This window comes from Streptomyces sp. NPDC005925 (assembly GCF_040638805.1).
In the GTDB taxonomy this organism is placed as follows: Bacteria; Actinomycetota; Actinomycetes; order Streptomycetales; family Streptomycetaceae; genus Streptomyces.
Window position 1 is genome coordinate 97425 of sequence record NZ_JBEXVL010000015.1, and the last position, 25695, is coordinate 123119.

Here is a 25695-nt window from a genome sequence, read left to right on the forward strand (position 1 = left end):
GGCGGGGCTGACGGGGACAGGTGTGGCGGGGCGCGGGATGCCGGGGTGGGATGCCGGGGTGGGAGCGAGGGTAGGGGTGGGAGCAGACGAGGTTGGGGGGACAGGCCGGGCGGGCTGGAGCGGGGCTGGGCGCGGGCGCTGCGGCGGGGCTGACGACCGGGTCGACGTGCGAGAAACCGGTTCATGACCACCCCGAGCGAGCTGGTAGTGTTCTACCCGTCGCCGCGAGCAACAGCCAGCACCGCGACACGCCCCCGTAGCTCAGGGGATAGAGCAACGGCCTCCGGAGCCGTGTGCGCAGGTTCGAATCCTGCCGGGGGCACTTCGCAGGAAGTGCCCAAAGACCCCGCCACCAGCGAGAACGCTGAGGACGGGGTCTTCGCGTGTGTGACGTCCTGATGGCGCGGATTAGAGGGCTCCCGGGGCAGGGGCGTCCGTGACGGCACCGGCGGGGGCCGCCAGGGACGCAACCGCTGGGGCAGCCGTCCGTCTGTGGGGCGGGATGCGACGCGGTAGGCGCAGGCGGCAGCCAAGGGCCCGTGCCGGATGGTCGGGACGTGGTGAAGCCCCCGGCCCTTGCGGGTCGAGGGCTCACGTGGAAGCTAGCTCTTGCAGCGGACGCAGGGCTTCAAGGACTGTTCCTCCGCCTGCCGGCGCGGCATCGTCGTCTGACCTCGGTAAGTTTCCTGCTTGCCCGTCAGGGCTGGGCAGGACGGGTCCGTGTGGTACGCGTAGCGGTGTTCTCCGATGCGTACGTGGACGTCGGTGTCGGGCATGTGGGGCCTTCCGCTGAGAGCCTGTCGTGGTCGGCCGCGTCCGAGCGCGGTGGGGTACGCGCCCAGGGCGGCGGTTTCCTCAACGAGTTCCGGCGGGAGCGGCAATGGCCCGTGGGATGTCAGCGGTGGCGGTGGGGGGCCTGCGCCGCGTTGGCGTGGGGCGGGTGGCGGGGGCCCAGGAGTTGCGCCGCCTTGTGCTGGGTGTGGGCGGCTGCTCGCTGGGCTTCTGCCACCGCGTCGCCCAGTTCGCGGATCAGGTGTTCGTAGATCGGCGGGTGGTTGCCTTCGGTGGGGATGCTTGTCACGGTGCCGTTTCTTCCTTTCGCTGTCGCACAGGCCCCGTGCCGTCAGGCGCGGTTGAGGCGGGCCGCTATTCCGTGGCCGATCGCGAGATAGACGATGGCCGGGAGGCCGTAATTGAGGGCCACTCGAAGGCCCTCTGTGTCCATCGTGAAAATGTCCTGTGCCCATCCGGAGAGCCAGTCCGCCGTGCCGTGCACGAAATCGACGAATCCGTTCGCCTCATTCGCGTCCAGCAGGTAGAGCACGATCCAGAGGCCGAGGATGCCGGCTGCCGTGTCCGCGATCGTGCAGATCGTCAGGGCTGTTCGGCGTACTGCCGCCCGGCTGTCGCGCGGGGCGCGCTCGCGGCGCGGGGGCTGCCGGTCGTAGGGCGGGTCGTAGGACTGCGGGTCGTGGGACTGGTATCCGGGTACCGGGTCGTGGCCGCTCACAGGAATCCGATCTGATGCGTGGGGGACGGGGTGACGGGTTTCTCTCCCCTCCTTCTGCGTCCCGTTGGCGTAGATGCGTTACACCCCGGATGCCCTTGCGTACTTATCGATTCGTCGGCCGGTACTTGTGTATATGGTTTCACTTGCCTGCTATTTGCGGATGCGATCCGCACCCTTCCCTCCGTTCCCGGCTCTGTGGGCCTCCGGCTCGGTGGGTCCCCGGCCCGTGGTTCTCCGGCCGGTGGGGCGTGGTTCACCGGTTGCGGTTCTCGTTCGTCGTCCAGGTCTCAGGTTCAGGCCTCAGGTCGAGCGCTTGCGTTGTGGCGTCTTCTTCGCCGGGGTCTTCTTCGCCGTTGCCTTCTTCTCCGTTGCCTTCTCCGTTGTCTTCTTCGCCGCCGCCGTCCTCTTCGCCGCCGTCCTCTTCGCCGCCGTCTTCTTCGCCGCCGTCGTCGATGTGGACTTCTTCGTTCCCGACGTCGTCTTCTTCGCGGCCGTCGTCTTCTTCGCCGTCGACGTCGACTTCTTCGCGCCCGTCTCCTTCGGTGTCGGCCTCGACGCCGGTCGCCTGCTCGGCGGGAGGTCGTGGACCTCGGCCTCCCCGCCCCGTGCTTCCTTCGCCCAGCGGACGCTGCTCTCCAGGGCCGCCATCAGGTCGAGGACCTTGCCGCCGGCCGCGGCTCCCGGGGATTCGGGGGGCGCCTCGCCCGCTGCCTTCGCTGCGACGACCTCCTCGACCGCCTCGCGGTACTCGTCGCGCAGATCCTCCAGATCGACCTCGCCCAGGGTGTTCATCAGGGCGTCCGCCAGGTCGAGTTCTTTGTCGCGGACCGTGACGGCCGTGTCGGGCGCCACGCCCTCGGCGGCGCGGACCTCGTCCGGCCAGAGCAGGCCGTGCATGGCGATGGCGTCGCCGACCACGCGCAGCATGCCGAGGCGTTCCCTGCCGCGCAGGGCGAACTTGGCGATCGCCACCTTGTTGCTGCGCTTGAGGGCCTCGCGCAGCAGCGTGTACGGCTTTGCCGCCGGCGCTCCGCCCGGCGCCAGGTAGTACGCCGCGTCCATCTGGAGCGGGTCGATGCTGTCCGCCGGGACGAACGCCACGATCTCGATCGTCTTGGCCGTCGTCAGGGGCAGGTGGGACAGGTCCTCTTCCGTGATCGGAACGATCGTGCCGTCCGCGTCCTCGTAGCCCTTGCCGATCTCGGCGCCCGTGACCTCGCGGTCCTCCAGCTCGCAGAACTTGCGGTAGCGGATGCGGCCGCCGTCCTGCGTGTGGATCTGGCGGAACGAGATCGCGTGGTTCTCGGTGGCGTTGACCAGCTTGACGGGGATGCTCACCAGGCCGAAGGAGACGGCTCCGTTCCATATGGATCTCACGTCAGCACCCTTTCGACGGGGTCGGCGACTGGTTCGTACCGTTTTCGTGGGATTCTCATCGTATGACGCCGATCACAGAGGTGGCGGGGCGGCGGGTCGCGCTCAGCAACCTGGAGAAAGTGCTGTATTCCGCGTCCGGCTTCACCAAGGGCGAGGTGCTGCACTACTACGCGACCGTCGCCGACGTTCTGCTGCCCCACCTGAGGGATCGGCCGGTGTCCTTCCTGCGATATCCGGACGGGCCCGACGGACAGGTCTTCTTCACCAAGAACGTGCCGCCCGGTACGCCCGACTGGGTCACCACCGCCGAGGTCCCCCGCTCCGAGGGCCCGGCCCGGATGGTGCTCGTGGAGGATCTGCCGAGCCTGATGTGGGCCGCCAATCTCGTCGCCGAGTTCCACACCCACCAGTGGGTGGCGCGGGAGCCCGCTCTCGCCGACCGGATCGTCTTCGACCTCGATCCCGGCCCGCCCGCCACCGTCGTGGACTGCTGCGAGGTCGCCCTCTGGCTGCGGGAGCGGCTGGCGGCCGACGGCTTCGAGGCCCACACCAAGACTTCCGGGTCCAAGGGGCTGCATCTGCTCGCCGCCGTGCGCGGGGCGTCCTCCGAGCGCGTGTCCGAGTACGCCAGGGCACTCGCCGTCGAGGCCGAGACGGCCATGCCGCGGCTCGTCCTGCACCGGATGACGCGCAGCCTGCGGCCCGGCAAGGTGTTCGTCGACTGGAGTCAGAACGCCGCACGCAAGACCACCGCGGCGCCGTACACGCTGCGCGCCCGCGCCGAGCCTCTCGTCTCCGCGCCCGTCACCTGGGAGGAGGTCGCGGACTGTGGTGATCCCGCGCAGCTCGCCTTCCTCGCCCGGGACATCCCGCCCCGGCTCCAGGACTACGGGGACCTCATGGCGCCGCTGTTCGAGGGCGGCGAGCGGGCCGGCGTCCTGCCCCTGTCCTGACCCCGTCTTCCACGTTTCGTGTGTCTCCCTCCCCCGTGTCCGTGCCGTGGGGCCCCCTCCCTCCGGGTCCCCCGTGTCCGAGCCGTGGGTCCCCCTCCCGCCGGGTTCCGCGGGTCCGTTCGTGCGCCGTCACTCCGCCGTCCCCGAACAGGCGGGATACTCCACGGGCAAGAACCGGGCTACCTTTGACAGGAGTTGACCTGATCCGCCGGGCAGACCCCGGAAGGGGTGGGGAGGCGAGGCGCTGTTGCGTACGCGCAGGACAGAACCCGTACCGGCACCGGATCGCCCCTGGGACGAGATCGTGCCCGGACTGTGGATGGGCGGGTACGAGTTCAAGGGGCACTCCGGGCAGCTGGAGTTCGCCGTGGTGCGAGGCCAGTTCGATCTTGTGCAGTCGTTGGTGAGGATGCCGGGGCACGGGCCCGATCCCGGCGTGGAGCATCAGGTGTGGCCGATCCCCGACGGGCCGCTCGACGGCACGCAGCTCGCGGGGGTCATGCGGCTGGCGGAGGCCGCGTGCGCCGCGCTCGAAGGGGGCCGCAAGGTCCTGGTCCGCTGCTGTCAGGGGTACAACCGGTCGGGGATCGTCGTCGCGCACGCCCTGACGCGCAAGGGGATGTCCCCCGACGACGCGATCCGGCTGATCCGGGCCCGCCGCTCGTCGTGGGCGCTGCACAACGAGCTGTTCGTGGAGTACCTGCGGGCCGGGCTGACCACGGCACGGCTGCTGGAGGAGCTCGCCGAGTAGGGGTCCCGGACGTGACCTGCGGTCCGGGGCCCCAGGCGGGGACGGGAGGTCCGGGATCCCAGCCGGAAACGGGGGTCCGGCCTCCCGATCGGCGCGTTCGGGGTCGCGTTTCCCGATCGGCGGGGCATCGGGGTCTGCCTCTCGCTCGGCGCATACGGGGGCCAACCTCCCGCTCGGCGGGTATGGAGTCCGTCTCCCACTCGACGGACACGGGGTCCGGCCTCCCGCTCGCCGAGATCGGGGCTGCCCACCGCTCAACAGCTCCGAAGCCGGCCCTCCCGATCGAAGGTACGAGGTCCGTGCCCCGTGTGGCCGGACGCCCGCGCGAATAAGGTGTACGGGCCTTCGCGTCGTCGATTCCCAGGAGCCAGGAGCACCGTGCCGTCCCGTCGCCCCGCGCGTATCGCCGCCGTCGCTCTGCTGTGGGCGGCGGTCGCGGGCTGTGGGGACGCCGGCAGTCTGGAGGGGGCGGGGGCGACGCCCACCGCGGTCGGTCCGGCGCGGCTGTGGCCCTCGATGACCCCGGCGTCCAGTCCTGCCTGGGACTACGACGAGGCGGAGACGGAGATCGTGAAGGGCGTGCGTGTCCCCGGGGGCGACATCCGCGAGGCGGACCCGGTGGCCGTCGTACGGGCGGAGATCGCCGCGCACCCCGAGGACTATTCCGGGGCGAAGGCGCCGTACCGCGAGACGGCCCGGGTGTTCCGCGACTGCGGCGGCGCCGGACGCTCGGCGTGCCCGGTGCTGGAGCCGTACTACCGGGATCTGACCGGTGACGGGCGCGAGGACATGACGCTGGGGTTCTCGCTGCGGCCGGCGAGGATGACCGCCGTACGCGTCTACACGGTCGACCACCGGCGCCGGCTGGTGCGGGTCATGGAGAACGACGACGCGGTGAGCGCCGTCGAGCTGGCCGGGCGGTCGGTGATCGTCCGGGCGCCGTCGGAGGTCTCGGGGTACGAGTACCGGCTCCAGTGGACCTGGGACCCCGACCAGCGGGCGATGCTGCTCACGCACGACGAGATGCTGCCCACCGGTGGCCGGCGACCGTCCGGACGGCCCCGTCCCTCGGACACCTCGCCCCCGGGGGCCGAGACCTCTCCCTCGGGCACCTCACGGCCGAACGCCTCCCCCTCGGACTCGCCTCCCCCCGACTCCCCCGCCCCGGCGGTGAGCGCGCCGTGAGGCGGCCCCGTCGGTCGCTCCTGCCCCGCTGGACGGCGGCGCTCGCGGTGCGGGCCGCCGTGTTCATCACGGTGATGTGCTGTGCGCTCGCCGCGCTGCTGGGGGTCCTGGTGCACGTGTCGGTGACGGGGCAGACCGTCGACGAGGCGCGCGGCCTCGCGCTCACGCGGCTGTCGGAGGCCACCGCCGCGTACCAGGCGGGCGACTCCCTCGTGTCCGGGGCGCAGGTGGATCCGCCGGGGCTGCCGGAGTCGTTGCGGGCGCTGGCGGTGGGCGGGGAACGCGGCACGATGGTCGCCCATCACGAGGGGCGGCCCACGATGTGGGCGGCGGGCCCCGTGGACGGCCGGCGGGCACTGGCCGTCGCGGTCGACTACTCGCAGCAGGCCCGCACCATCGACGGCCTCGACCGGGCCATCCTGTGGTCGTCGGTGCTGGCGATCGGGGCGACGGTGCTGGTGGGGGCGTTCGCGGTGACGCGGGTGACGCGTCGGCTGCACGCCACGGCGCGGGTGGCCCGGCGGATCAGCGCGGGCGACCTGGACGCGCGGGTGGGCGACCCGCGTGCGAAGCGGGACGCGACGCGCCCGGACGAGGTGGCCGCGGTCGCCGCCGCCCTGGATTCCATGGCGGCCTCGCTGCAGGCCAAGCTGCTCGCCGAACAGCGCTTCACGGCGGACGTCGCGCACGAGCTGCGTACGCCGCTGACGGGCCTGCACGCGGCGGCCGAACTGCTGCCGCCGGGCCGCCCGACCGAGCTGGTGCAGGACCGGGTGGCGGCGCTGCGCACCCTCACCGAGGACCTGCTGGAGATCTCCCGGCTGGACACCGGCCGGGAGCGGCTGGAGGCGGACTCCGAGCAACTGGGGCCGCTGGCGGAGCGCGTGGTGCGGGCCTCGGGAGGCGGTGCGGAGGTCAGGGTCGTACGGGACACGGTGGTCGAGACGGACCGGCGGCGGCTGGAGCGGGTGCTGGGCAACCTCGTGGCCAACGCGCTGCGGCACGGACAGGCACCCGTGGTGGTGACCGTGGACGGTCCGGAGGTCACCGTGCGGGACCACGGCGACGGCTACCCCGACTACCTGCTGACGCACGGGCCGCAGCGCTTCCGTACGGAAGGGGGCGCGAGGGGGCACGGGCTGGGGCTGACCATCGCGCTGGGGCAGGCCGAGGTGCTGGGCGCCCGGCTGCGGTTCGCGAACGCCCAGGGCGGCGGGGCGGTGGCCGGCCTGAGCCTGCCGCCCGGGGCCCCGTTCGCGGACCCGTACAAGGCGCTGTACGAGGCTCCGCACGAGGACCCCTACAAGGATCCGTACGAGGTCCCGTTCGGGAACCCGCCCGACATCCCGTACGGGGACCCGCCCAGGATTCCGCACCGGAACCAGCCCGAGGACCCGCACAGGGACCCGTCCGACCGGCCGTCCCCAGACGGCTTCCCTGACCGGTCCGCAGACCGGCCCACGGGCCAACCCGTTCAACCGGCCCCGGCCCGAGCCGACGAGCCGACCCCGGACCCGTCCCACAGGCCAGTCGCAGTCCGAGCCGACGAGCCGACCCCGGACCAACCCGGTCAACCGGCCACGCCGTAAGCCGACGAGCCGTCCGCGCTCCCGGCAGTCGAAGAGGTCGACGGGGAACCGACCGCGTGCCCTCCCGATGGCGCAGCGTGGCGCGCACCGCACCGTGGGTGACTCTACCGTGGCGATCAGTGAGGTTTGACCCTCTTCGCCCGCACATGGAGGTATTCCCATGTCCCTGCGTTCCCGCCTTGCCATAGCAGCCGCCGCCGGGGTACTCGCGGCCACGGCCGCCACGCCCGCCGTCGCACACGCCGACTGGGGCAACGGCACGGGCAGCGGCAGCCGCACCTACGACAGCGACGACACCACGAACGACAACGGCACGGCCGACGGCACCGGCATGGCCGACAGCATGGCCGACGATCCCGGCACCGCCGACGCCACCGGCGACACGGACACCGCCGGGCAGGCCCCCGACGCCGGTGCCGCCGAGGGCACGGGCGCCATGGGTGGCGACGGCAGCTCGTCCCGCTACTACCGGGGGGTCGTGACGGCGAGCACCCTCCTGCTGCGCAGCGCGCCGAACCGGAATTCGCAGATCATCCGGTACGCCCACCGGGGCGACATCGTGAACATCTACTGCAAGACCGGCGGCGAGACGATCGACGGCAACCCGCTCTGGTACCTGCTCCCGGACGGCACCTGGGCCTGGGGCGCGGCGCGCTACATCGACAACATCGGTCCCGCGCCGCGCTGGTGCTGATGCCCGAAGGACACCACACGCCCCTTTTGGGTAGGTTCCAGGCATGAGCGAGGCCGGAACAACCCTGGCGACGGCGGAGCCCGTGGCGTCCGCCGCCCGCCTCTCGGGGCGCCGTGGTGTCGAACTGGCCCTCATCGTCCTGGCCGTGCTCCTCTGCGTGTACGGCTACTGCGCTGTCGGCCTCGCACGACACGGCTCTCTCCCGCCCGGCGCCGCCCGTTACGGCGCCGGGCTCGGCGCGCTCGCCCTGCTGGCGCATCTCGCGGTGCGCCTCAGGGCCCCGTACGCCGATCCCCTGCTGCTGCCGATCGGCGTGCTGCTCAACGGGCTCGGGCTGGTCCTGATCCACCGGCTCGACCTGGAGACGCCGGGCGACCGCGACGCCCCCGCCCAGCTGGTGTGGTCGACCCTGGGCGTGGCCCTGTTCATCGTGGTCGTCCTGGTGCTGCGGGACCACCGGGTGCTGCGGCGGTACGCGTACGTCTCCGTCGTGGCGGCGCTGGGCCTGCTGACGCTGCCGATCTTCTTCCCGGCGGTGAACGGCGCTCGGCTCTGGGTGCGGATCGCCGGTTTCTCCCTCCAGCCGGGCGAGTTCGCGAAGGTGCTGCTGGCGGTGTTCTTCGCCGCGTACCTGGCAGCCAACCGCGGCGCGCTGGCGTACGCGGGCCGCCGCCTCTGGTTCGTGCGGCTGCCGACCGGGCGGGTGCTCGGCCCGATCCTCACCGTCTGGCTGCTGAGTGTCGGCGTGCTGGTCCTGGAACGCGACCTCGGCACCTCCCTGCTGTTCTTCGGCCTGTTCGTCGTCCTGCTGTACGTCGCCACCGGCCGCACCGGCTGGATCGCCGTCGGCCTGTCGCTGGCCTCGCTGGGCGCGGTGGCCGTGGGCCGGCTGGAACCGCATGTGCACGGCAGGGTGCGGGAGTGGCTGAGCCCCTTCGCGTCGATCGAGGCGGGCGAGGGGGCGAACCAGCTCGCGCAGTCCCTCTTCGCGTTCGCGGCCGGCGGCATGCTGGGCACCGGGCTCGGCCTCGGCCACTCCGTCCTCATCGGCTTCGCGGCCAAGTCGGACTTCATCCTGGCCACGGCGGGCGAGGAGCTGGGCCTGGCGGGTCTGTCCGCGATCTTCCTGCTGTACGGGCTGCTGGTCGAGCGCGGCTACCGGGCGGGCCTGGAGCTGCGCGACCCGTTCGGCAGGCTGCTCGCCGTCGGGCTGTCCTCGCTCGTCGCGCTCCAGGTGTTCGTGATCGCGGGCGGCGTGACGGGGCTGATCCCGCTGACCGGGATGGCGATGCCGTTCCTGGCCCAGGGCGGCTCGTCGGTCGTCACCAACTGGGCGATCGTGGCACTGCTGGCCCGCGTGAGCGACTCGGCCCGCCGCCCGCACGACGAGGAACCCGAGCCGCGGCCGGTCCACCCGGGCCACGAGCTTCACCACGCGTCCGACACCGGACCCGGGCCGCCCCCGGCCCACCTGAGCCCCCGGCCCCCTCACGACCCGCGGCACGCCGAACCCGGCCCGCACCCGGTGACCCCGTCGTGACCCGCCACATCCGGCACGCCGCGCTGTTCTGCGCGCTGCTGCTGGCCGCGCTGCTGGTGAACGCCGCGCGGGTGCAGGTGGTGCGGGGCCCGGCGCACGACGCGAATCCCGCGAACCGGCGGCAGGACATCGCCCGGTACCGGGAGCCACGCGGCGACATCCTGGTCGGCGGGCGGCCGGTGACCGGTTCGCGCGACACCGCCGAGCCGCTGCGCCACGAGCGGACGTACGCCGAGGGCCCGCTGTACGCGCCGGTCACCGGCTTCGCCTCCCAGCTGTACGGCACGTCGCTGCTGGAGCGGGCGGAGGACGGGGTGCTCTCCGGCTCCGACCCGGTGCTGACGCCGTTCCCGCTGTGGAACGACCTGACGCGCGGCCGCAGTCCGGGCGGCGACGTGGAGACGACGATCGTCCCGGCGGCGCAGCGCGCGGCGTTCAAGGGGCTCGGTTCCCGCAAGGGCGCCGTCGCGGCCGTGGAGCCGGCCACGGGCCGCATCCTGGCCCTGGTGTCGGCGCCGTCGTACGACCCCCAGGAGCTGTCGGGGAACGGCGCGTCGGTGGCGCGGTCGTGGGCGCGGCTGAACGGCGACGCGGACCGGCCGATGCTGAACCGGGCGGTGCGGCAGACGTATCCGCCGGGTTCGACGTTCAAGGTGGTCACCGCGGCGGCGGCGCTGGACGCGGGTGTGATCCGGAACCTGGACGAGCCGACCCGCTCCCCCGACCCGTACACCCTGCCGGGGACGACGACGCGGCTGGCGAACGAGACCGGCGGCTGCCGGAACGCCTCGCTGCGGGACGCGTTCACCTGGTCGTGCAACACGGTGTTCGCGAAGCTCGGCGTGGACGTGGGGGTGCGGGACATGGCGGCGACGGCGGAGGCGTTCGGCTTCAACGACGGTGACCTGCGCATTCCGTTCCCCGTGGCGCGCAGCACCTTCGACACGTCGGTGGACGGGGCGCAGCTGGCGCTGTCGTCCATCGGGCAGTACAACACGCGTGCCACGCCGCTGCAGATGGCGACGGTGGCGGCGGCGGTCGCGAACGGCGGGCGGGTGCGGGCGCCGTACCTCGTGGAGCGCACGACGCGGCCGGGTGGCGAGACGCTGCGGACGGCCGGTTCGCGCCCGGCGCGGCAGGCGATGCACCCGGCGACGGCCGTACGGCTGCGGGCGTTGATGCGGGACGTCGTGGAGCGCGGCACCGGGCGGAACGCGGCGGTGCGCGGTGCGACGGTCGGCGGCAAGACGGGCACCGCCCAGCACGGCCTCGGCAACGCGGGCACGCCGTACGCCTGGTTCGTGTCGTGGGCGCGGGCGGACCGCGACATGGAACCGAAGGTGGCGGTCGCGGTGGTCGTGGAGGACGGCTCGGCGCGGCGCGGGGACATCACGGGCGGCGGGGTGGCGGCACCCGTCGCGCGGGCGGTGATGGAGGCGGTGCTCGGCAGGACGTAGGGCGGGTGGCCGCGCCGGGCGGAGGCCGGTCGAAACAAATCGCGCGGAAGGGATTGACGACCTTACTGACACGCAGTCTCATAAGGGAGGTGAACCGCCGGTAACCCAGACACGCCCCCGCACGACGAGGTGGAACCAGCATGACGACCCTGACGGAAGCCGACGCGCTCGAAGGGCTGCGTGACGCGCTCGGCCTGCTCAAGGACCGGGAGCAGGTGGCCGAACGGCTGCTCGCCTCGTCGGCCAGGCACTCCTTCGACCCGGACAAGGAGCTGGACTGGGAAGCGCCCTTCGAGGAGGGCAAGTGGTTCTGGCCGCCGGAGCTGGTGTCGCTGTACGGCACCCCGATGTGGAAGCGGATGAGCGAGGAACAGCGCATCTCGCTGTCCCGGCACGAGGCCGCCGCGCTCGCCTCCCTCGGCATCTGGTTCGAGATCATCCTCATGCAGCTGCTGTGCCGGCACATCTACGACAAGGCGGCGACGAGCGCCCACGTGCGGTACGCGCTGACCGAGATCGAGGACGAGTGCCGGCACTCGAAGATGTTCGCGCGGCTCATCGAGCGCGGCGGGACGCCCTGGTATCCGGTCAGCCGCGTCCACCAGAACCTCGGCCGGCTGTTCAAGACCATCTCCACCACGCCCGGCTCGTTCACCGCGACCCTGCTCGGCGAGGAGATCCTCGACTGGATGCAGCGCCTGACCTTCCCCGACGAGCGCGTCCAGCCGCTGATCCGCGGTGTCACGAAGATCCACGTCGTGGAGGAGGCGCGGCACGTGCGCTACGCCCGTGAGGAGCTGCGCCGCCAGATGGTGACGGCGCCGAAGTGGTCGCAGGAGTTCACCCGGCTCACCTCCGGCGAGTTCGCCCGGGTCTTCTCGGTCGCGTTCGTCAACCCGGACGTGTACACGAACGTCGGCCTCGACAAGCGGGAGGCGATGGCGCAGGTCAAGGCGAGCGCCCACCGCCGCGAGGTCATGCAGAAGGGCGCCGGTCGCCTGACCGACTTCCTGGACGACATCGGCGTACTGCGCGGCGTGGGGCGCAAGCTGTGGCGGTCGTCGGGCCTGCTTGCCTGACCCTGCGGCAGACCGGGTCGCGGTGGGCGGCACCGGTTACGCTGCGGGCATGACCCCGCAGGCCGCCGGCCCCGCCTACCGCCGGCTCAGCGTCGAGGAGCGCCGCAGTCAGCTCCTCGACGCCGCGCTGTCCCTCTTCGCCCACCGCGCCCCGGAGGACGTCTCCCTGGACGACGTGGCGGAGCGGGCGGGCGTGTCCCGTCCGCTGGTGTACCGCTACTTCCCGGGCGGCAAGCAGCAGTTGTACGAGGCCGCCCTCAGGTCCGCCGCCGAGGAACTCGAGCAGTGCTTCGACGAGCCCCGCGAGGGCCCTCTGCTCACCAGGCTGTCCAGCGCCCTGGACCGCTATCTCGCGTTCGTCGCCGATCACGACGCCGGCTTCAGCGCCCTGCTGCGGGGCGGCAGCGTCGCCGAGACGTCCCGGACGAGCGCCATCGTGGACGGCGTACGGCGTGGCGCCGCCGAGCACATCCTCAGCCATCTCGGTGTCAGCGAACCCGGTACCCGGCTGCGCATGACGGTCCGCATGTGGATCACGGCCGTCGAGGCGGCGTCCCTGATCTGGCTCGACGAGGACAAACAGCCGCCCGCCGACGAGCTGCGGGACTGGCTCGTGGAGCAGTTCCTCGCACTGCTGTCGGTGACCGCCCGGCGCGACCCGCAGACGGAGGCGCTGGTCCTCACGTTCTCCGGGGATGTCTGACACTGGTGGCGTGAGAAGCGAAGACACCCCGTTCGAGGGCGGGCCCATGGACGGCCGCGTGCTGCCCGTGCTGACCGGCATGACCGGCCACCCGCCCAGGACGTACCGCATCCCCGTCCCCGACCCGCACGGCGGCCCGCCCACGGTCCTCGTCTACCGCCGCGTGCCCCGGGACCCGAGCGGTCGCGTCGGCCTCACCCGCCGCTGGAAGTACGCGTACGACCCCGAGGGTGCGGACGGCGGCGGTCCGAAGTGGCCGTGGTCCAAGCCGGCACCCCGTCGGGAGACCCGGCCGGACGCTCCGCCGGACGCCACGCCGGGCGGCAAGCCGGAGGACACCGACGGGTGACGGGGTTGCGCCGAACCGCGCACACCCGGCGCGCGGACCGCGCGGGCACGGCCGATGCTCGCGGTGCGGAGCGGAGGAGCCGCCCCGCACCGGAGGTGATGACGTGTCAGGAAGGCTTCTGCGTCTGGTCTGTGCGGCTGCGGTGGCGGCCCAGGCCGTCCTCGTCGCCGTCCCGGCGACGGCCGCACCGCAGCCCGCGGACCCCGGCGGCCGGTCCGCGTCCGAACCCGGACCGGGTCCCAAGGACCCGCCCGAGCGGCCCGTCGCCGGACTGCTGAGGGACCTTCAGCAGCTGTACCGCGAGGCCGAACGCGCCACCGAGGCGTACAACACGACCGGGGAACGGCTGAGGAAGCGGCGCGCCGAGACCGCCCGCCTCGAACGCGAACTCGCCCGCGCCCGGCTCGCGCTGCACGACAGCCGGCGCGCCGCCGGACGGCTGGCCCGCCAGCAGTACCAGAGCAGCACCGACATCTCCCCCTACGTACGCCTGCTGCTGGCCCGCGACCCGCAGCGCGCCCTCGACGAGGGACAGGTGATCGGGCGGGTGGCCCGTGGCCGGGCCGAGACGGTGGAGCGGCTCACCGGCAGCGAGAAGAGGGCGGACAGGGTCGCTCGCAGGTCGCGCGCGGCCCTCGACGCGCAGCTCGTCCTGACCGAGCGGCGCAAGAGGACACGCGACGACGTCCGGCGGCGCCTGAAAAAGGTCGAGAAACTGCTCGCCTCCCTCACCGACGACCAGCTCACCGAGGTCGCGAAGCTGGAGAAGGCCGGCGTGGCGAGGGCGCAGAAGCGGATCGTGGCGTCCGGCGCGCTCAGCGGCGTCCGCAAACCCACCGCGGCCGGGAGGCGTGCGGTGCGCTTCGCGGTGCGCCAGCTCGGCAAGCCGTACGAATGGGGCGCCGAGGGGCCGCGGACGTACGACTGCTCGGGGCTGACCTCCCGGGCCTGGGCGCACGCCGGGACGCCCGTCCCGCGCACCAGCCAGGAGCAGTGGGCGCGGCTGGAACGGGTCCCGATGCGCCAGTTGCGGCCCGGTGACCTCGTCGTGTACTTCCCCGAGGCCACGCACGTCGCCCTCTACCTGGGCGACGGCCTGGTGGTGCACGCGCCCCGTCCCGGTGCGAGGATCAAGGTCTCGCCGGTCGCGGCCAACCCGGTGCTGGGCGCGGTACGCCCCGACCCGGACGGGGAGCCCCTGGCGCGGTACGCGCCACCGGAGCTCCCCGAGCGGGCCACGGAAGGACCGGACGAGGGGTACGGGCCTTACGCCCCCGCGGGCACGGAGAGCTCCGCCAGGTAGTCCCGGGTCTTGTCCGGCTCGTAGAAGAAGTTCTCGAAGTCGGCCGGGTCGTTGAAGGCGTTGGCGATGCGGTCGGCGACGGGCCGGAGCTCCGTGGCGGCGCCGAACAGGTTCAGGATGTGCTCGGGCGGCGGCGCCAGCATCGCGTTCGTCCACTTGGTGACGTGCTGGGCCGTCTGCCAGTAGCGGTCGAACGTCCGCTCCATCCAGTCCTCGTCGAACGGCTTGTCGCCGTGCTCCACGATCGAGGCGAGGTAGGCGGCGGCGCACTTGGACGCCGAGTTGGAGCCCTGGCCGGTGATCGGGTCGTTCGCCACGACCACGTCGGCGGCGCCGAGCACCGCGCCGCCGCCGGGCAGCCGGCCGACGGGCTTGCGGACGGTGGGGGCGTAACGGCCGGCGAGGGTGCCGCCCGCGTCGGTCAGTTCCACCTTGGTGGCCCGCGCGTACTCCCAGGGGGTGTACCGCTCCATGAGTTCCAGGGTCAGGGAGAGGTGCTCCGCCGGGTCCTTGACGCCGTTGAAGGCATCCAGCGGTCCCCCGGGTATGCCTTCCCAGAACAGGATGTCGCAGCGGCCCGAGGTGGTCAGGCACGGCATGATGAACAGCTCGCCGACGCCCGGCACCAGGTTGCAGCGGACGCCCTCGGTGTCCGGGTGCTCCGGGCGGGGGCCGAGACCGTGCACGTAGGAGACGGCGAGGGCGCGCTGCGGCTCGCTGTACGGGGAGCGCTCCGGGTCGCGCTCGAACATCTGGACGAGCTCACCCTTGCCGGCGCAGACGAGCACGAGGTCGTAGGCGCGGGAGAAGTAGTCGAGGTCGCCGACCGCCACGCCGTGGATGACGAGCTGGCCACCGCGCTGCGCGAACGTCTCCATCCAGCCGGCCATCTTCACCCGCTGGTCGACGGACTGGGCGTACGCGTCGAGGTGTCCGAACCAGTCGATCGCGCGCTGCGCGGGACCCTCGGCCCACGAGCCGGGGACGGCCACCGACACGCCGAGACCTCGTACCTTCGGGGCCTGGGACTCCCAGAAGTTGAGCTGAAGGTCGCGTTCGTGCTGCAGCGCGATGTCGAACATGCACTGCGTCGACATGATCCGCCCGGCGCGGATCTCGTCCGCGGTCCGGTTGGACATCAAGGTGACCTCGTACCCGTGCGACTGGAGTCCGAGGGCGATCTGGAGGCCGGACTGTCCGGCTCCGACGACGAGTATCTTCCGCATGCGGGTGGTTCTCCTACTCGGGGGTTTCGTCGAGCGCGTGACCGACGAGGGCCAGGAGGGTCTCGATCACCGAGATCCGGCGGCGCGCGTCCATGATCATGACAGGTATGTGCGGCGGGATCGTCAGGGCCTCCCGGACGTCCTCCGGCTCGTAGAGCCTGCTCCCGTCGAAGTGGTTGACGGCGACGACGTACGGCAGTCCGCAGCTCTCGAAGTAGTCGAGCGCGGGGAAGCAGTCCTTCAGGCGGCGGGTGTCGGCCATCACGACGGCGCCGATCGCGCCGCGCACCAGGTCGTCCCACATGAACCAGAAGCGCTGCTGGCCAGGCGTGCCGAACATGTACAGCACGAGGTCGTCGTCGAGCGTGATGCGGCCGAAGTCCATGGCCACCGTGGTGGTCAGCTTCTCCGGCGTGGCCGTGAGGTCGTCGTGCTCCTCGCTGGCCTCGGTCATCAGCGCCTCGGTCTGCAGAGGCGTGATCTCGGAGACGGCGGAGACCAGCGTGGTCTTGCCGACGCCGAACCCGCCCGCCACCACGATCTTCGTCGCGATCGGTGCTCTGGCCCGGTCCGTCTGCCAGGGCAGCAACGGCTCGTCGGGTTCGACGAGTGGGGAAACGCCAGCAGCGGAGTCAGAGACGACGGAGTCCACTCAGCACCCTTTCCAGCAGAACGCGGTCCGGCCGGCCCGCGCCATGGCCGGTCCCGGTCCCGTACACACGGATTTTTCCCTGGTCCGCGAGGTCGCTCAGCAGCACCCGGACCACGCCGAGCGGCATCTTGAGCAGTGCGGCGATCTCGGCCACCGTGCGCATGCGGCGGCACAGTTCGACGATGGCCCGCATCTCCGGCATCACGCGGGAGGTGAGCGTACCGTTCGTCAGCTCTTTGCGCTCCTCGGGTGCGTCGAGTGCCGCCGTGCTCGCGACGAACGTCTCCACGAGCAGCACGTGCCCGAAGCGGGTGCGGCCCCCGGTGAGCGAATAGGGACGCACACGGGCGGGTTTGCGCTCCGCACCGCGCCTGGGGAGGTTGTGCTGGGCGCTGCTGCTCATCGGTCGCTCACCGTCGGCTCGGACTCCAGGGATTTTCTGAGCTCGCTGCGGAGTTCGGGCGTCAGGACGTGCCCGGCACGGCCCACGAACAGGGCCATGTGGTACGCCACGACGCTCATGTCGCAGTCCGCGGAGCCGTGCACTCCGAGCAGCGAACCGTCGCTGATCGACATGACGAAGAGGCTGCCCTCCTCCATCGCCACCATGGTGTGCCGGACGGGGCCGTTGTCCATCAGCTTGGCCGCGCCGATGGTGAGGCTGCCGATGCCGGAGACGATCGTGGCGAGGTCCGCCGCCGAGCCGCGCGGGCCGCCGGCCGTGCCGCCGCGTGCCTCGCGTGCCGCGGCGTTGCGGCCGGGGTCCGAGGACAGCAGCAGCAGACCGTCGGAGGACACCACCGCGACGGAGAGGATGCCGGGCACCTCCTCGACGAGGTTCGTCAGCAGCCAGTGCAGGTTGCGGGCCTCAGTGCTCAGGCCGAAGGTAGTGGGAGCTGTCAACTGCTTGCCTCCTCGACGGTGCCCCCCGTGGCTACTTCGGATTCCCCGGATTCTCCAGTCGGTCCCGCCTGAGGCCCCTTCGTCTGGGCGGTCTGTTCGGCGATCTCCACCTCGACGTCACGCCGTCCGGCCTGCGCCCCCTGGTGGAACCCGCCCAGTCTGCGGCGCAGCGCCTCGGCGTCGACGGAGCCGGCGCGCGGACGCGGTGCCTCGGTGGGCGCGCTGATCCGGGGGGTCCGCTTGGGCAGGCCCTTCTCGGTGACCGGCGGCGGCTCGGACTCGCTGCCCTCGTCGGGCGCGCGATCGTGTGTGTCGGGCCCGATGGCGTACGGGCCGGGGGGCGGCGCCGGTGACGGCTCGGGCTCGGTGCGGGACTGGCCGGGGATGAACGCGACCTGGGGCGACGCCTCGGCCGGCTGCGGCGGGACGGCGTCGTCGGCGCCCGCGCCTGGGGTGGTGGCCGCGGCCGGGTTGTCGTCGGCCGGGGCCTCGGGGAGCAGCAGCTCCATGGTCGTCTCGGCGGGACGCTCCGCGGCGGGTGCCCCGGCGGCGTCCTGCCCTGCCCGGGGCTCGGTCTGGTCCGCACCGGGGTCGTCCGCGCGGGACTGGTCCGCACGGGACTCGTCCGCACCGGGGGCGGGCGTGCCGTCCTCGGGGGCGGCGGGCGGAGCCTGCTCCGCCTCACCGGTCGCCTCACCGGTCGCCTCACGGCCCGCCTCGGCGGCGGCCGTCTCGGCGGCGGCCGTCGCGGCGGCGGCTTCCTGCGCGGCCCGCTGCCCGGCCTCTTCCTCCGCCCGCCGCACCGCCTGTTCGGCCAGCGCGACCAGGGGGTCGCCGCCGTCCGTGCGGCCGGGGAGCGTGTTGGAGTTGGCCTCCGCGTTCGCGCCCGGCAGCGACACCGGCGGGGTGCCGGCCGGGGCGGACAGCTGGGGGGCGCCCGGCGTCGCCAGCAGACCCTTGGGCAGGACGAGGACCGCGGCGATCCCGCCCTGCTTCTGCTCCCGCAACTGCACCCGCGCGCCGTGGCGGTGGGCGAGACGGGCCACGACGTACAGGCCGAGCCCGAGTCCGTCGTCGTCCTCGAGGTCGTACGGCGCGTCCGGTTCGAAGTCGGCGAGGCGGCCGTTGAGGCGCTCCAGGCGCTCCTCGGTCATGCCGATGCCCTCGTCCTGGACGGAGAGCATCACCTCGCCGTTCTCCAGCAGCCAGCCGGAGACCTCGACGGGCAGGTCGGGCGGGGAGAACGAGGTGGCGTTCTCCATCAGTTCGGCCAGCAGGTGGGACAGGTCGTCGGCGGCGAAGCCCGCCACGTGCGCGTGCGGCGGCAGCGCGGCGATGCGGACGCGCTCGTACCGCTCGATCTCGCTGACCGCGGCCCGTACGACGTCGACCAGCGGCACGGGACCCGAGCTGTGGTGGACGTGCTCGGTACCGGCGAGGACGAGGAGGTTCTCGCTGTGCCGGCGCATGACCGTGGCGAAGTGGTCGAGCTTGAACAGCGTGGCCAGCCGGTCCGGGTCCTGCTCGCGCTCCTCCAGGCCCTCGATGACGGCGAGCTGCCGCTCCACCAGGCCGAGGGTGCGCAGCGCGAGGTTGACGAAGGTGCCGCCGATGCTCTTGCGGACGATCTCCAGCTGGGCCGCGGACGCGGCGAGTTCGGCGCGCAGTTCCTCGCGGGCGTCGGCCATCTTCTGGCGCTGGCCGACGAGGTGCTTGCGGTCGCCCTCCAGGGTGGTGATGCGCTCGGCGAGGGAGGCGGCGCGCGCGTGCAGGGCGTTCACGGAGCGGACGGTCTGGGCGAACTCGTCGTTGCGGCCGGTGAAGGAGACCGGTTCCTCGGCGGCCGGGTCCTCCGCCTCGGCGAGCCGTGCCGTGCCGCGGCGCAGCACGGACAGCGGGCGCGTGAGGGTGCGGGCCATGCCGGTGGCGATGCCGATGGTGAGCAGCATGAGGGCGCCGAGCAGCGCGATGCGGATTTCCAGCGCGGTGACGTCGTCGTCGCGCAGCCGGGCGAGTTCCCGGGTGCGCTTCTCGTTGAGGGCGGACTCGACTCCGCGCATCAGGTCGACGCGGGCGGAGAGGGCGGCGTCGAGTTTCTTGGCGTCGGTGTCGAGTTCGGCGCCGGACAGGCGCGGCTCGTCGGTGAGGGCGGCGAGGTACGTGTCCGCGGAGTTCACCTCGGGGCCGGTGATCGTGGAGTCGTACGAGGTGCGGGCCGCCGTGGGTGCCGTGGCGTGGAAGTCGGCGAGCGCGGCCGCCGAGCGCACGTGAGCCTGCCGGGCGGCGGCGGTGAGCGCGTCGCGCTGCTTGGTGTCGGCCGCCGAGCCGGACGAGGACGCGACGGGCAGTCCGGTCACCGGGTCGATGACGGACCGGGTGCTGTGCGGCACGTTGAGGGCGGCGAGCAGCAGGCCGCGGGCGGAGGCGGCCTGCTGGACGGCGGAGTCCAGCTCGGCGAGCGCGTAGGCGCCGGATCCCGCGCGCGGCGGCATCTGCTCGGCCAGCCTTTCGGCGAGCCGGTGCAGCTCGTCGATGGCGGTGGAGTACGCCTGGTGTGCCTGGAGGGCGGTGCTCTTGCCGGTGAGTGCCGCCCTGCGGACGGCCGCGATGCCGTCGAGGTCGGCGCGCAGCGAGGCGGGGGTGTCGGGGTCGGCCCGCAGCTCCTCGACCTGCCGGTCCACACGGGCGCCGCGCTGCTCCGAGGGTGCCTTGTCCTTGGGCCGTCCTGAGGCGACGTACGAGGTGACCTCGTCGCGCTCGTCGGCGAGGGAGTGGGCGAGGGTGAGGGCGTCCCGGGTCTGCTCGGCGAGCGTCACCAGGTCCTGCGAGTCGCTCAGCTGCCCGGACGCCGCGACGATCGAGGGCGCTCCGGCCCCGGCGATCGCGGCCGCCACCACGGCGACGGCCACGATGAGGCGGTTGCGTACGTGGGTCGGGCGGCCCTTGCCCACCGGCGTGCCGGGGGTCTGGGGGGTGTGCTCACCGCTCCCCTTGGGGGCCGCCTGCTTGCCTGTGCGACGAGGCCGCGTCTTCTGCACCGGTGCTCGCATTCCTGACTCGTGTACCCATGGGCCCGGGTGACGTGCTGTCAACTGACGCGTACCCCCGGTACCTCCCCGACCCTCCCAGCGCCGGTGGGCATGGAACGCGCATCACCTGAGCCGCCACCCGAAGGAGTGAACATCGGACCGGAGTTGAGGGGCAAGTTCCTGTGGCCTTTTCACCGGCCCGTCCCGGTCGGCCGGTTGGACGTCTGCGGCGGGCGGTGGCAATATGTGCCGCCGCCGATTCCCGGAGTATGGCATTCCTCCGCAAGTCGGACGTCTGACCTGCGAGGGCGTGCCGTTTCGGCGACTGTGGCCACCCTTTTGCGGACGTTGTGAAGGGCTCGTGCAAACTGGCCGGATGCGTACGGAACTCGTCTCGGTGCCCGGCAGCGCGAACCGTCCCAACGAGGACTTCGCGAGCGTCGGACTACCCGGCTGCGGGCAGGGTGGCTCGGTGGTCGTGCTGGACGGGGTGACGCCACCGGCCACGGGAACGGGGTGTCTGCATTCCGTCCCCTGGTACACCGCGCGGCTCGGCGGGGCGCTGGCCGAACTGACCGTTTCGCTCCCCGATGTACCCCTGGTCGAGGTTCTGGCCCGCGCCATCGCCCGTACCGCGAACGCGCACCAAGCAACCTGTGACCTTTCTCACCCGCGTACGCCGCAGGCGACGGTGGCCGTGGCCCGCTGGTCCCCGGCCTCGGTCGACTACCTGGTGCTGTCCGACTCCGCGCTGCTCGCCGAGGCCCCGGACGGCACGGTCACGGCCCTGCTGGACGACCGTCTGGCGCGCCTGCCGCGCTCGGCGCTGGCGACGGACGCGCTGGTGGACGCCACGGTCCGGAACAGGGAGGGCGGTTTCTTCACGGCCGCCGCGGACCCCTCGGTGGCCCGGCGCGCGGTGACGGGCACCCTGGCGCGCGAGGAGGTCCGCTCGCTGGCGGCGCTGACGGACGGGGCGGCGCGGTGGGTGGAGACGTTCCGCGAGGGCGACTGGGCGGACTGCCTCGGCCTCGTGCGCGACAGGGGGCCCGGGGCCCTGGTCGAGCGGGTGCGGGAGCTGGAACGGGACGACCTGGAGCAGCGGGCGTTCCTGGGCCGCGCCAAGGCGCACGACGACGCGACCGTCGTCTACGCGGAACTGGCGGCCCCGGCGACGGCCACGGCACCGGCCCCGTAGGGCGTCTGCGGGGGCGTCACTTCTCCATCTGTTCGTTCAGGTGGTGCAGCAGCCGGGCCAGCTCGGTGACCTCGTCGGGGTCCCAGTGGGCGAGTCGGCCGGCGTAGCGGGCGCGGCGGGCGTCGCGGACCCTGCCCACGCGGCTGCGTCCCTCGACGGTGAGCTCGACCAGCCAGGCGCGCCCGTCGGCCGGGTCGGGCTCGCGGGAGACGAGGCCCAGTTCCTCCAGGGCGCGCAGCTGGCGGGACATGGTCGCCTTGCCGACTCCGATGTAGGCGGCCAGGTCGGTGGCGCGCTGCCTGCCGCATTCGTCGAGCCGTACGAGCAGGCCGTACGCGGAGGGCTCCAGGTCGGGGTGGACCTCCCGGGCCATCTCGCCCTGGTTCGCGCGGGCGCGGCGCAGCAGGACCGTCAGCTCGCGCTCCAGCGCGAGGAATCCGGGCCGGTGCACGCCCTGCGCGGACGCCTCGGACTCCCACCCGCGTGCGCCGCCGTTTCCGTCTCCGTCTCCGTGCACGTCAGCCCCTGCCTCGGTTTACGCCAGTGAAAGGTTCCGCGGTGCGCGGCCGTCACCGCAGCTTCGCAAGTATTTCGCAGGTCGGACGCCTCGACGGCGGGCGGGGTGCCGACGGGGCGCGGAGCGGCGCGGGGGCCCGGGTCCCGCACCGGGCCCCGCACCCCCCGCCTCTCGTTCCCCGTCCTCTCCTTCCCCGCGCTCCCGTTCTTCTCCCGCGTCCCCCGCCCCCCGTCCCGCGGCTCCCGTCCGGTCACTTCGGGCGTGCGGGTCGGCGTACGCGGTCGCCGGGCCGTCAGGCCGCCGCGACCGGGACCTCCGGCGTGGCGCCGGACGTGGCGGAGGTCAGGGCCAGTCCCAGCACCTGGCGTACGTCCGTCACGACGTGCACGTCGAGCGTGTCCAGGACCTCGGCCGGGACGTCGTCCAGGTCGGGCTCGTTGCGCTTGGGGACGACCACGGTCGTGATGCCCGCCCGGTGCGCCGCGAGCAGCTTCTGCTTCACGCCGCCGATCGGCAGCACCCGGCCGGTCAGCGACACTTCGCCGGTCATCGCCACGTCCGTACGGACCGGGCGGCCGGAGAGCAGCGAAGCCAGCGCGGTCGTCATCGTGATGCCGGCGCTCGGGCCGTCCTTGGGGACCGCGCCGGCCGGGAAGTGGATGTGCACGCCCCGGTCCTTCAGGTCGCCGACCGGGAGCTCCAGCTCGGCGCCGTGGCTGCGCAGGAAGCTCAGCGCGATCTGCGCCGACTCCTTCATCACGTCGCCGAGCTGACCGGTCAGGGTCAGGCCGGATGCGCCGGTCTCCGGGTCGGCGAGCGACGCCTCGACATAGAGGACGTCGCCGCCCGCGCCGGTGACGGCGAGGCCCGTCGCCACGCCCGGCACCGAGGTGCGCCGCTCGGCCGGGTCCTGCGCGGACTCGGGCACGTGGTGCGGCCGGCCGATCAGGCCGCGCAGGTCGTCGGTGCCGACGGTGAACGGCAGGTCCCGCTCCCCCAGTTCGTGCTGGGCCGCGACCTTGCGCAGCAGCCGGGCGACGGACCGCTCCAGGTTCCGCACACCCGCCTCACGCGTGTACTCGCCGGCCAGCCTGCGCAGCGCTGCCTCGTCGATCCCGACCTCGTCCGCGCCGAGCCCGGCCCGCTCCAGCTGACGCGGCAGCAGGTGGTCGCGGGCGATGACGATCTTCTCGTCCTCGGTGTAGCCGTCCAGGCGGACGATCTCCATGCGGTCGGCGAGCGCCTCCGGAATGGACTCAAGGACGTTGGCGGTGGCGAGGAAGACGACGTCGGACAGGTCGAGCTCGACTTCCAGGTAGTGGTCCCGGAAGGTGTGGTTCTGCGCGGGGTCGAGCACCTCCAGCAGGGCCGCCGCCGGGTCGCCCCGGAAGTCGGAGCCCACCTTGTCGATCTCGTCCAGCAGCACGACCGGGTTCATCGATCCGGCCTCCTTGACGGCCCGGACGATCCGGCCGGGCAGCGCGCCGACGTACGTACGGCGGTGGCCGCGGATCTCGGCCTCGTCACGGACGCCGCCGAGGGCGACGCGGACGAAGCTGCGGCCCATGGCGCGCGCGACGGACTCGCCGAGCGACGTCTTGCCGACGCCGGGCGGGCCGACGAGGGCGAGCACGGCGCCGCCGCGCCGACCGCCCACCACGCCCAGTCCCCGCTCGGCGCGCCGCTTGCGCACCGCCAGGTATTCGGTGATGCGCTCCTTCACGTCCCCGAGGCCCGCGTGCTCGGCGTCGAGGACGGCCCGGGCGCCCTGGATGTCGTACTGGTCCTCGGTCCGCTCGTGCCACGGCATCTCCAGGACCGTGTCGAGCCAGGTGCGGATCCAGGAGCTCTCCGGGGACTGGTCGGAGGCGCGCTCCAGCTTGTCGACCTCCTTCAGGGCCGCCGCGCGGACCTTCTCGGGCAGGTCGGCGGCCTCGACGCGGGCCCGGTAGTCGTCGGACTCCTCGCCCTCCCGCTCGCCGTTCAGTTCGCGCAGTTCCTTGCGGACGGCCTCCAGCTGGCGGCGCAGCAGGAACTCGCGCTGCTGCTTGTCGACGCCTTCCTGGACGTCCTTGGCGATGGACTCGGCGACGTCCTGCTCGGCGAGGTGGTCGCGGAGCCGGCGGGTGGCGAGCTTCAGGCGGGCGACCGGGTCCGCGGTCTCCAGCAGCTCCACCTTCTGCTCGGTCGTCAGGGACGGCGAGTACCCGGAGTTGTCGGCGAGGGCGGAGACGTCGTCGATGGCCTGGACGCGGTCGACGACCTGCCAGGCGCCGCGCTTGCGCAGCCAGGCGGTGGCCAGGGCCTTGTACTCCTTGACCAGCTCGGCGACGTGCCCCGGCAGCGGGTCGGGCACGGCCTCGTCCACCGTCGTGCCCTCCACCCAGAGCGCCGCGCCGGGGCCGGTGGTCCCGGCGCCGATCCGCACCCGGCCCCGGCCGCGGATCAGTGCGCCCGGGTCGCCGTCGGCGAGCCGGCCGACCTGTTCGACGGTGCCGAGGACACCGGTACCGGCGTACGTCCCGTCGACGCGTGGCACCAGCAGCACCCGGGGCTTCCCGGGGCCGGACTTGGCGGCGGCCTGAGCGGCCTCGACCGCGGCCCGCACCTCGGAGTCGCTCAGGTCCAGTGGAACCACCATCCCGGGCAGCACGACCTCGTCGTCGAGCGGCAGCACGGGCAGGGTGAGCGGTGTGAACTCGGTGGACTCAGCAGCCATGATCTCCCCTTCGGCAGTCAAGTTGAGCTATATGGACTCAACGTCGCTGACTGATCAATTCCCGGGAGCCGCCGATTGTTCCGCCCGTCCGGCCTTGTTCGCTGTGGGCGATCACACCGTCACACCACCGGCGTGCACTCCTCCCGGCCGGCGCGCGGCGCATGCCGTGCTCCCTTTCCCGAACGCGGGGCGGCGCGCGCGTATGCCCTGGCAGGATGGGCGGATGGCCACCCCGTACGACATTCCCGAAGTACTGGACCGCCGTGAGGGCCCGCACGGCGAGGTCGTGCTGCGCAGGCACGGCGGACTGCTGCAGATCATCGCCAACGGCTGCTTCCTGATGGACACCTCCGACGGCCGTTCGGAGCGGCGACTGGTCGACGCCGCTCTGGAGGCGCTGGACGGGCGCCCCGGACCGCACGTGCTGATCGGCGGCCTCGGCGTCGGTTTCTCCCTGGCCCACGCGGCGGAGAACCCCAGGTGGGGGCGGGTCTCGGTGGTCGAGCGCGAGCCCGCCGTCATCGACTGGCACCGCTCGGGCCCGCTCGCGGCGATCTCGGCGCGAGCGCTCGCCGACCCCCGTACGCGGATCGTGGAGTCCGACCTGATCGCGCACCTCGGTGAGACATGCGCCACGTACGACGCCCTGTGCCTGGACATCGACAACGGACCCGACTGGACGGTCACGGACGACAACGGCGGGCTGTACTCACCGGCCGGACTGGCAGGCTGCGCACGGGCCTTGAGACCCGGCGGGGTACTGGCGGTGTGGTCGGCACAGCCCTCTCCGAAATTCGAGGGAACCTTGCGGAATGCCGGATTCCAGGGGGTGCGTACCGAAGAGATCCCGGTTGCCCGGGGCGTTCCCGACGTCGTGCACATAGGTGTACGCCCTGGATAGCAAAGCCGTGGTGACTCCCCGTACGCTGCATGCCTGGCGCGGATCATTCAAGCGTCACTC

Annotated in this window: 22 protein-coding genes, 1 tRNA gene and 1 pseudogene; 14 read left to right on the forward strand and 10 right to left on the reverse strand. The window is 72.7% G+C overall.

What is annotated here, in order from left to right; translation table 11 throughout:
- Positions 1-250 precede the first annotated feature (250 nt).
- A tRNA-Arg gene (locus tag ABZ354_RS19125) sits at positions 251-322 on the forward strand.
- A 573-nt stretch (positions 323-895) separates the two neighbouring features.
- On the opposite strand, the gene ABZ354_RS19130 is transcribed toward ABZ354_RS19125, so the two are convergent.
- From ABZ354_RS19130 to ABZ354_RS19140, 3 genes are all read right to left on the reverse strand, one after another.
- Complete coding sequence (locus tag ABZ354_RS19130; protein ID WP_358658153.1) at positions 896-1081, reverse strand: hypothetical protein; 186 nt, start codon at positions 1079-1081, stop codon at positions 896-898.
- A 42-nt stretch (positions 1082-1123) separates the two neighbouring features.
- On the reverse strand, positions 1124-1510 hold the full coding sequence (locus ABZ354_RS19135) for a hypothetical protein (RefSeq protein WP_358658155.1): 387 nt from the start codon (positions 1508-1510) through the stop codon (positions 1124-1126).
- Between the two features lie 300 nt (positions 1511-1810).
- The gene (locus tag ABZ354_RS19140) at positions 1811-2887 is read right to left on the reverse strand and encodes a Ku protein (RefSeq protein ID WP_358658157.1); all 1077 of its coding nucleotides are present in this window, start codon (positions 2885-2887) and stop codon (positions 1811-1813) included.
- Positions 2888-2949: 62 nt separating this feature from the next.
- On the opposite strand from ABZ354_RS19140, the gene ligD reads away from it, so the two are divergent.
- The 11 genes and pseudogenes from ligD to ABZ354_RS19195 all read left to right on the forward strand — a co-directional run bounded on the left by ligD (position 2950) and on the right by ABZ354_RS19195 (position 14490).
- Positions 2950-3840 (forward strand): non-homologous end-joining DNA ligase, encoded by an 891-nt coding sequence (ligD, locus tag ABZ354_RS19145; protein ID WP_358658159.1) that lies wholly within the window; start codon positions 2950-2952, stop codon positions 3838-3840.
- Positions 3841-4087: 247 nt separating this feature from the next.
- Complete coding sequence (locus ABZ354_RS19150; RefSeq protein WP_358658161.1) at positions 4088-4591, forward strand: dual specificity protein phosphatase family protein; 504 nt, start codon at positions 4088-4090, stop codon at positions 4589-4591.
- A 378-nt stretch (positions 4592-4969) separates the two neighbouring features.
- Positions 4970-5776, forward strand: a complete 807-nt coding sequence (locus ABZ354_RS19155) for a hypothetical protein (protein ID WP_358658163.1) — start codon at positions 4970-4972, stop codon at positions 5774-5776.
- Positions 5773-7017 (forward strand): annotated as a pseudogene (locus ABZ354_RS19160) (ATP-binding protein); the annotation flags it as partial. The gene ABZ354_RS19155 and the pseudogene ABZ354_RS19160, both read left to right, overlap by 4 nt.
- A 508-nt stretch (positions 7018-7525) precedes the next feature.
- Complete coding sequence (locus ABZ354_RS19165) at positions 7526-8059, forward strand: SH3 domain-containing protein (RefSeq protein WP_358658165.1); 534 nt, start codon at positions 7526-7528, stop codon at positions 8057-8059.
- Between the two features lie 43 nt (positions 8060-8102).
- The gene (locus ABZ354_RS19170) at positions 8103-9599 is read left to right on the forward strand and encodes an FtsW/RodA/SpoVE family cell cycle protein (protein WP_358658167.1); all 1497 of its coding nucleotides are present in this window, start codon (positions 8103-8105) and stop codon (positions 9597-9599) included.
- The gene (locus ABZ354_RS19175) at positions 9596-11056 is read left to right on the forward strand and encodes a penicillin-binding protein 2 (protein WP_358658169.1); all 1461 of its coding nucleotides are present in this window, start codon (positions 9596-9598) and stop codon (positions 11054-11056) included. Before ABZ354_RS19170 ends, ABZ354_RS19175 begins: the two co-directional genes overlap by 4 nt.
- Positions 11057-11196: 140 nt before the next feature.
- Complete coding sequence (locus ABZ354_RS19180) at positions 11197-12135, forward strand: diiron oxygenase (RefSeq protein ID WP_358658171.1); 939 nt, start codon at positions 11197-11199, stop codon at positions 12133-12135.
- A gap of 49 nt (positions 12136-12184) precedes the next feature.
- Entirely contained in the window at positions 12185-12838 is a 654-nt protein-coding gene (locus ABZ354_RS19185; RefSeq protein WP_358658173.1) for a TetR/AcrR family transcriptional regulator, read from the forward strand.
- A 10-nt stretch (positions 12839-12848) separates the two neighbouring features.
- Positions 12849-13187: a hypothetical protein gene (locus tag ABZ354_RS19190; protein WP_358658175.1), complete on the forward strand. Its 339-nt coding sequence runs from the start codon at positions 12849-12851 to the stop codon at positions 13185-13187.
- A 103-nt stretch (positions 13188-13290) separates the two neighbouring features.
- The gene (locus ABZ354_RS19195; RefSeq protein WP_358658177.1) at positions 13291-14490 is read left to right on the forward strand and encodes an NlpC/P60 family protein; all 1200 of its coding nucleotides are present in this window, start codon (positions 13291-13293) and stop codon (positions 14488-14490) included.
- Here the strand turns inward: ABZ354_RS19195 and ABZ354_RS19200 are convergent.
- From ABZ354_RS19200 to ABZ354_RS19220, 5 genes are read right to left on the reverse strand one after another with little or no spacing between them, the layout of a single operon-like run.
- Positions 14454-15716, reverse strand: coding sequence for a styrene monooxygenase/indole monooxygenase family protein (locus ABZ354_RS19200; protein WP_358658179.1), 1263 nt, complete (start codon positions 15714-15716; stop codon positions 14454-14456). The two genes, ABZ354_RS19195 and ABZ354_RS19200, sit on opposite strands and share 37 nt — an antisense overlap.
- Positions 15717-15729: 13 nt before the next feature.
- The gene (locus ABZ354_RS19205) at positions 15730-16368 is read right to left on the reverse strand and encodes an ATP/GTP-binding protein (RefSeq protein WP_358658181.1); all 639 of its coding nucleotides are present in this window, start codon (positions 16366-16368) and stop codon (positions 15730-15732) included.
- Complete coding sequence (locus ABZ354_RS19210) at positions 16349-16771, reverse strand: DUF742 domain-containing protein (RefSeq protein WP_358658183.1); 423 nt, start codon at positions 16769-16771, stop codon at positions 16349-16351. Before ABZ354_RS19210 ends, ABZ354_RS19205 begins: the two co-directional genes overlap by 20 nt.
- Positions 16768-17271: a roadblock/LC7 domain-containing protein gene (locus tag ABZ354_RS19215; protein WP_358658185.1), complete on the reverse strand. Its 504-nt coding sequence runs from the start codon at positions 17269-17271 to the stop codon at positions 16768-16770. The genes ABZ354_RS19210 and ABZ354_RS19215 overlap by 4 nt, the downstream gene beginning before the upstream one ends.
- Positions 17268-20309, reverse strand: coding sequence for a nitrate- and nitrite sensing domain-containing protein (locus ABZ354_RS19220; protein WP_358658187.1), 3042 nt, complete (start codon positions 20307-20309; stop codon positions 17268-17270). Before ABZ354_RS19220 ends, ABZ354_RS19215 begins: the two co-directional genes overlap by 4 nt.
- 367 nt (positions 20310-20676) lie before the next feature.
- On the opposite strand from ABZ354_RS19220, the gene ABZ354_RS19225 reads away from it, so the two are divergent.
- The gene (locus ABZ354_RS19225; protein ID WP_358658189.1) at positions 20677-21498 is read left to right on the forward strand and encodes a protein phosphatase 2C domain-containing protein; all 822 of its coding nucleotides are present in this window, start codon (positions 20677-20679) and stop codon (positions 21496-21498) included.
- Between the two features lie 16 nt (positions 21499-21514).
- On the opposite strand, the gene ABZ354_RS19230 is transcribed toward ABZ354_RS19225, so the two are convergent.
- Both ABZ354_RS19230 and lon read right to left on the reverse strand, forming a co-directional pair.
- Complete coding sequence (locus ABZ354_RS19230) at positions 21515-21949, reverse strand: MarR family transcriptional regulator (protein ID WP_358658217.1); 435 nt, start codon at positions 21947-21949, stop codon at positions 21515-21517.
- Positions 21950-22307: 358 nt separating this feature from the next.
- Positions 22308-24734, reverse strand: a complete 2427-nt coding sequence (lon, locus tag ABZ354_RS19235) for an endopeptidase La (RefSeq protein ID WP_358658191.1) — start codon at positions 24732-24734, stop codon at positions 22308-22310.
- A gap of 223 nt (positions 24735-24957) precedes the next feature.
- On the opposite strand from lon, the gene ABZ354_RS19240 reads away from it, so the two are divergent.
- A complete protein-coding gene (locus ABZ354_RS19240) occupies positions 24958-25635 on the forward strand; it encodes a spermidine synthase (protein ID WP_358658193.1) in 678 nt (225 codons plus the stop codon).
- Positions 25636-25695: the final 60 nt, after the last annotated feature.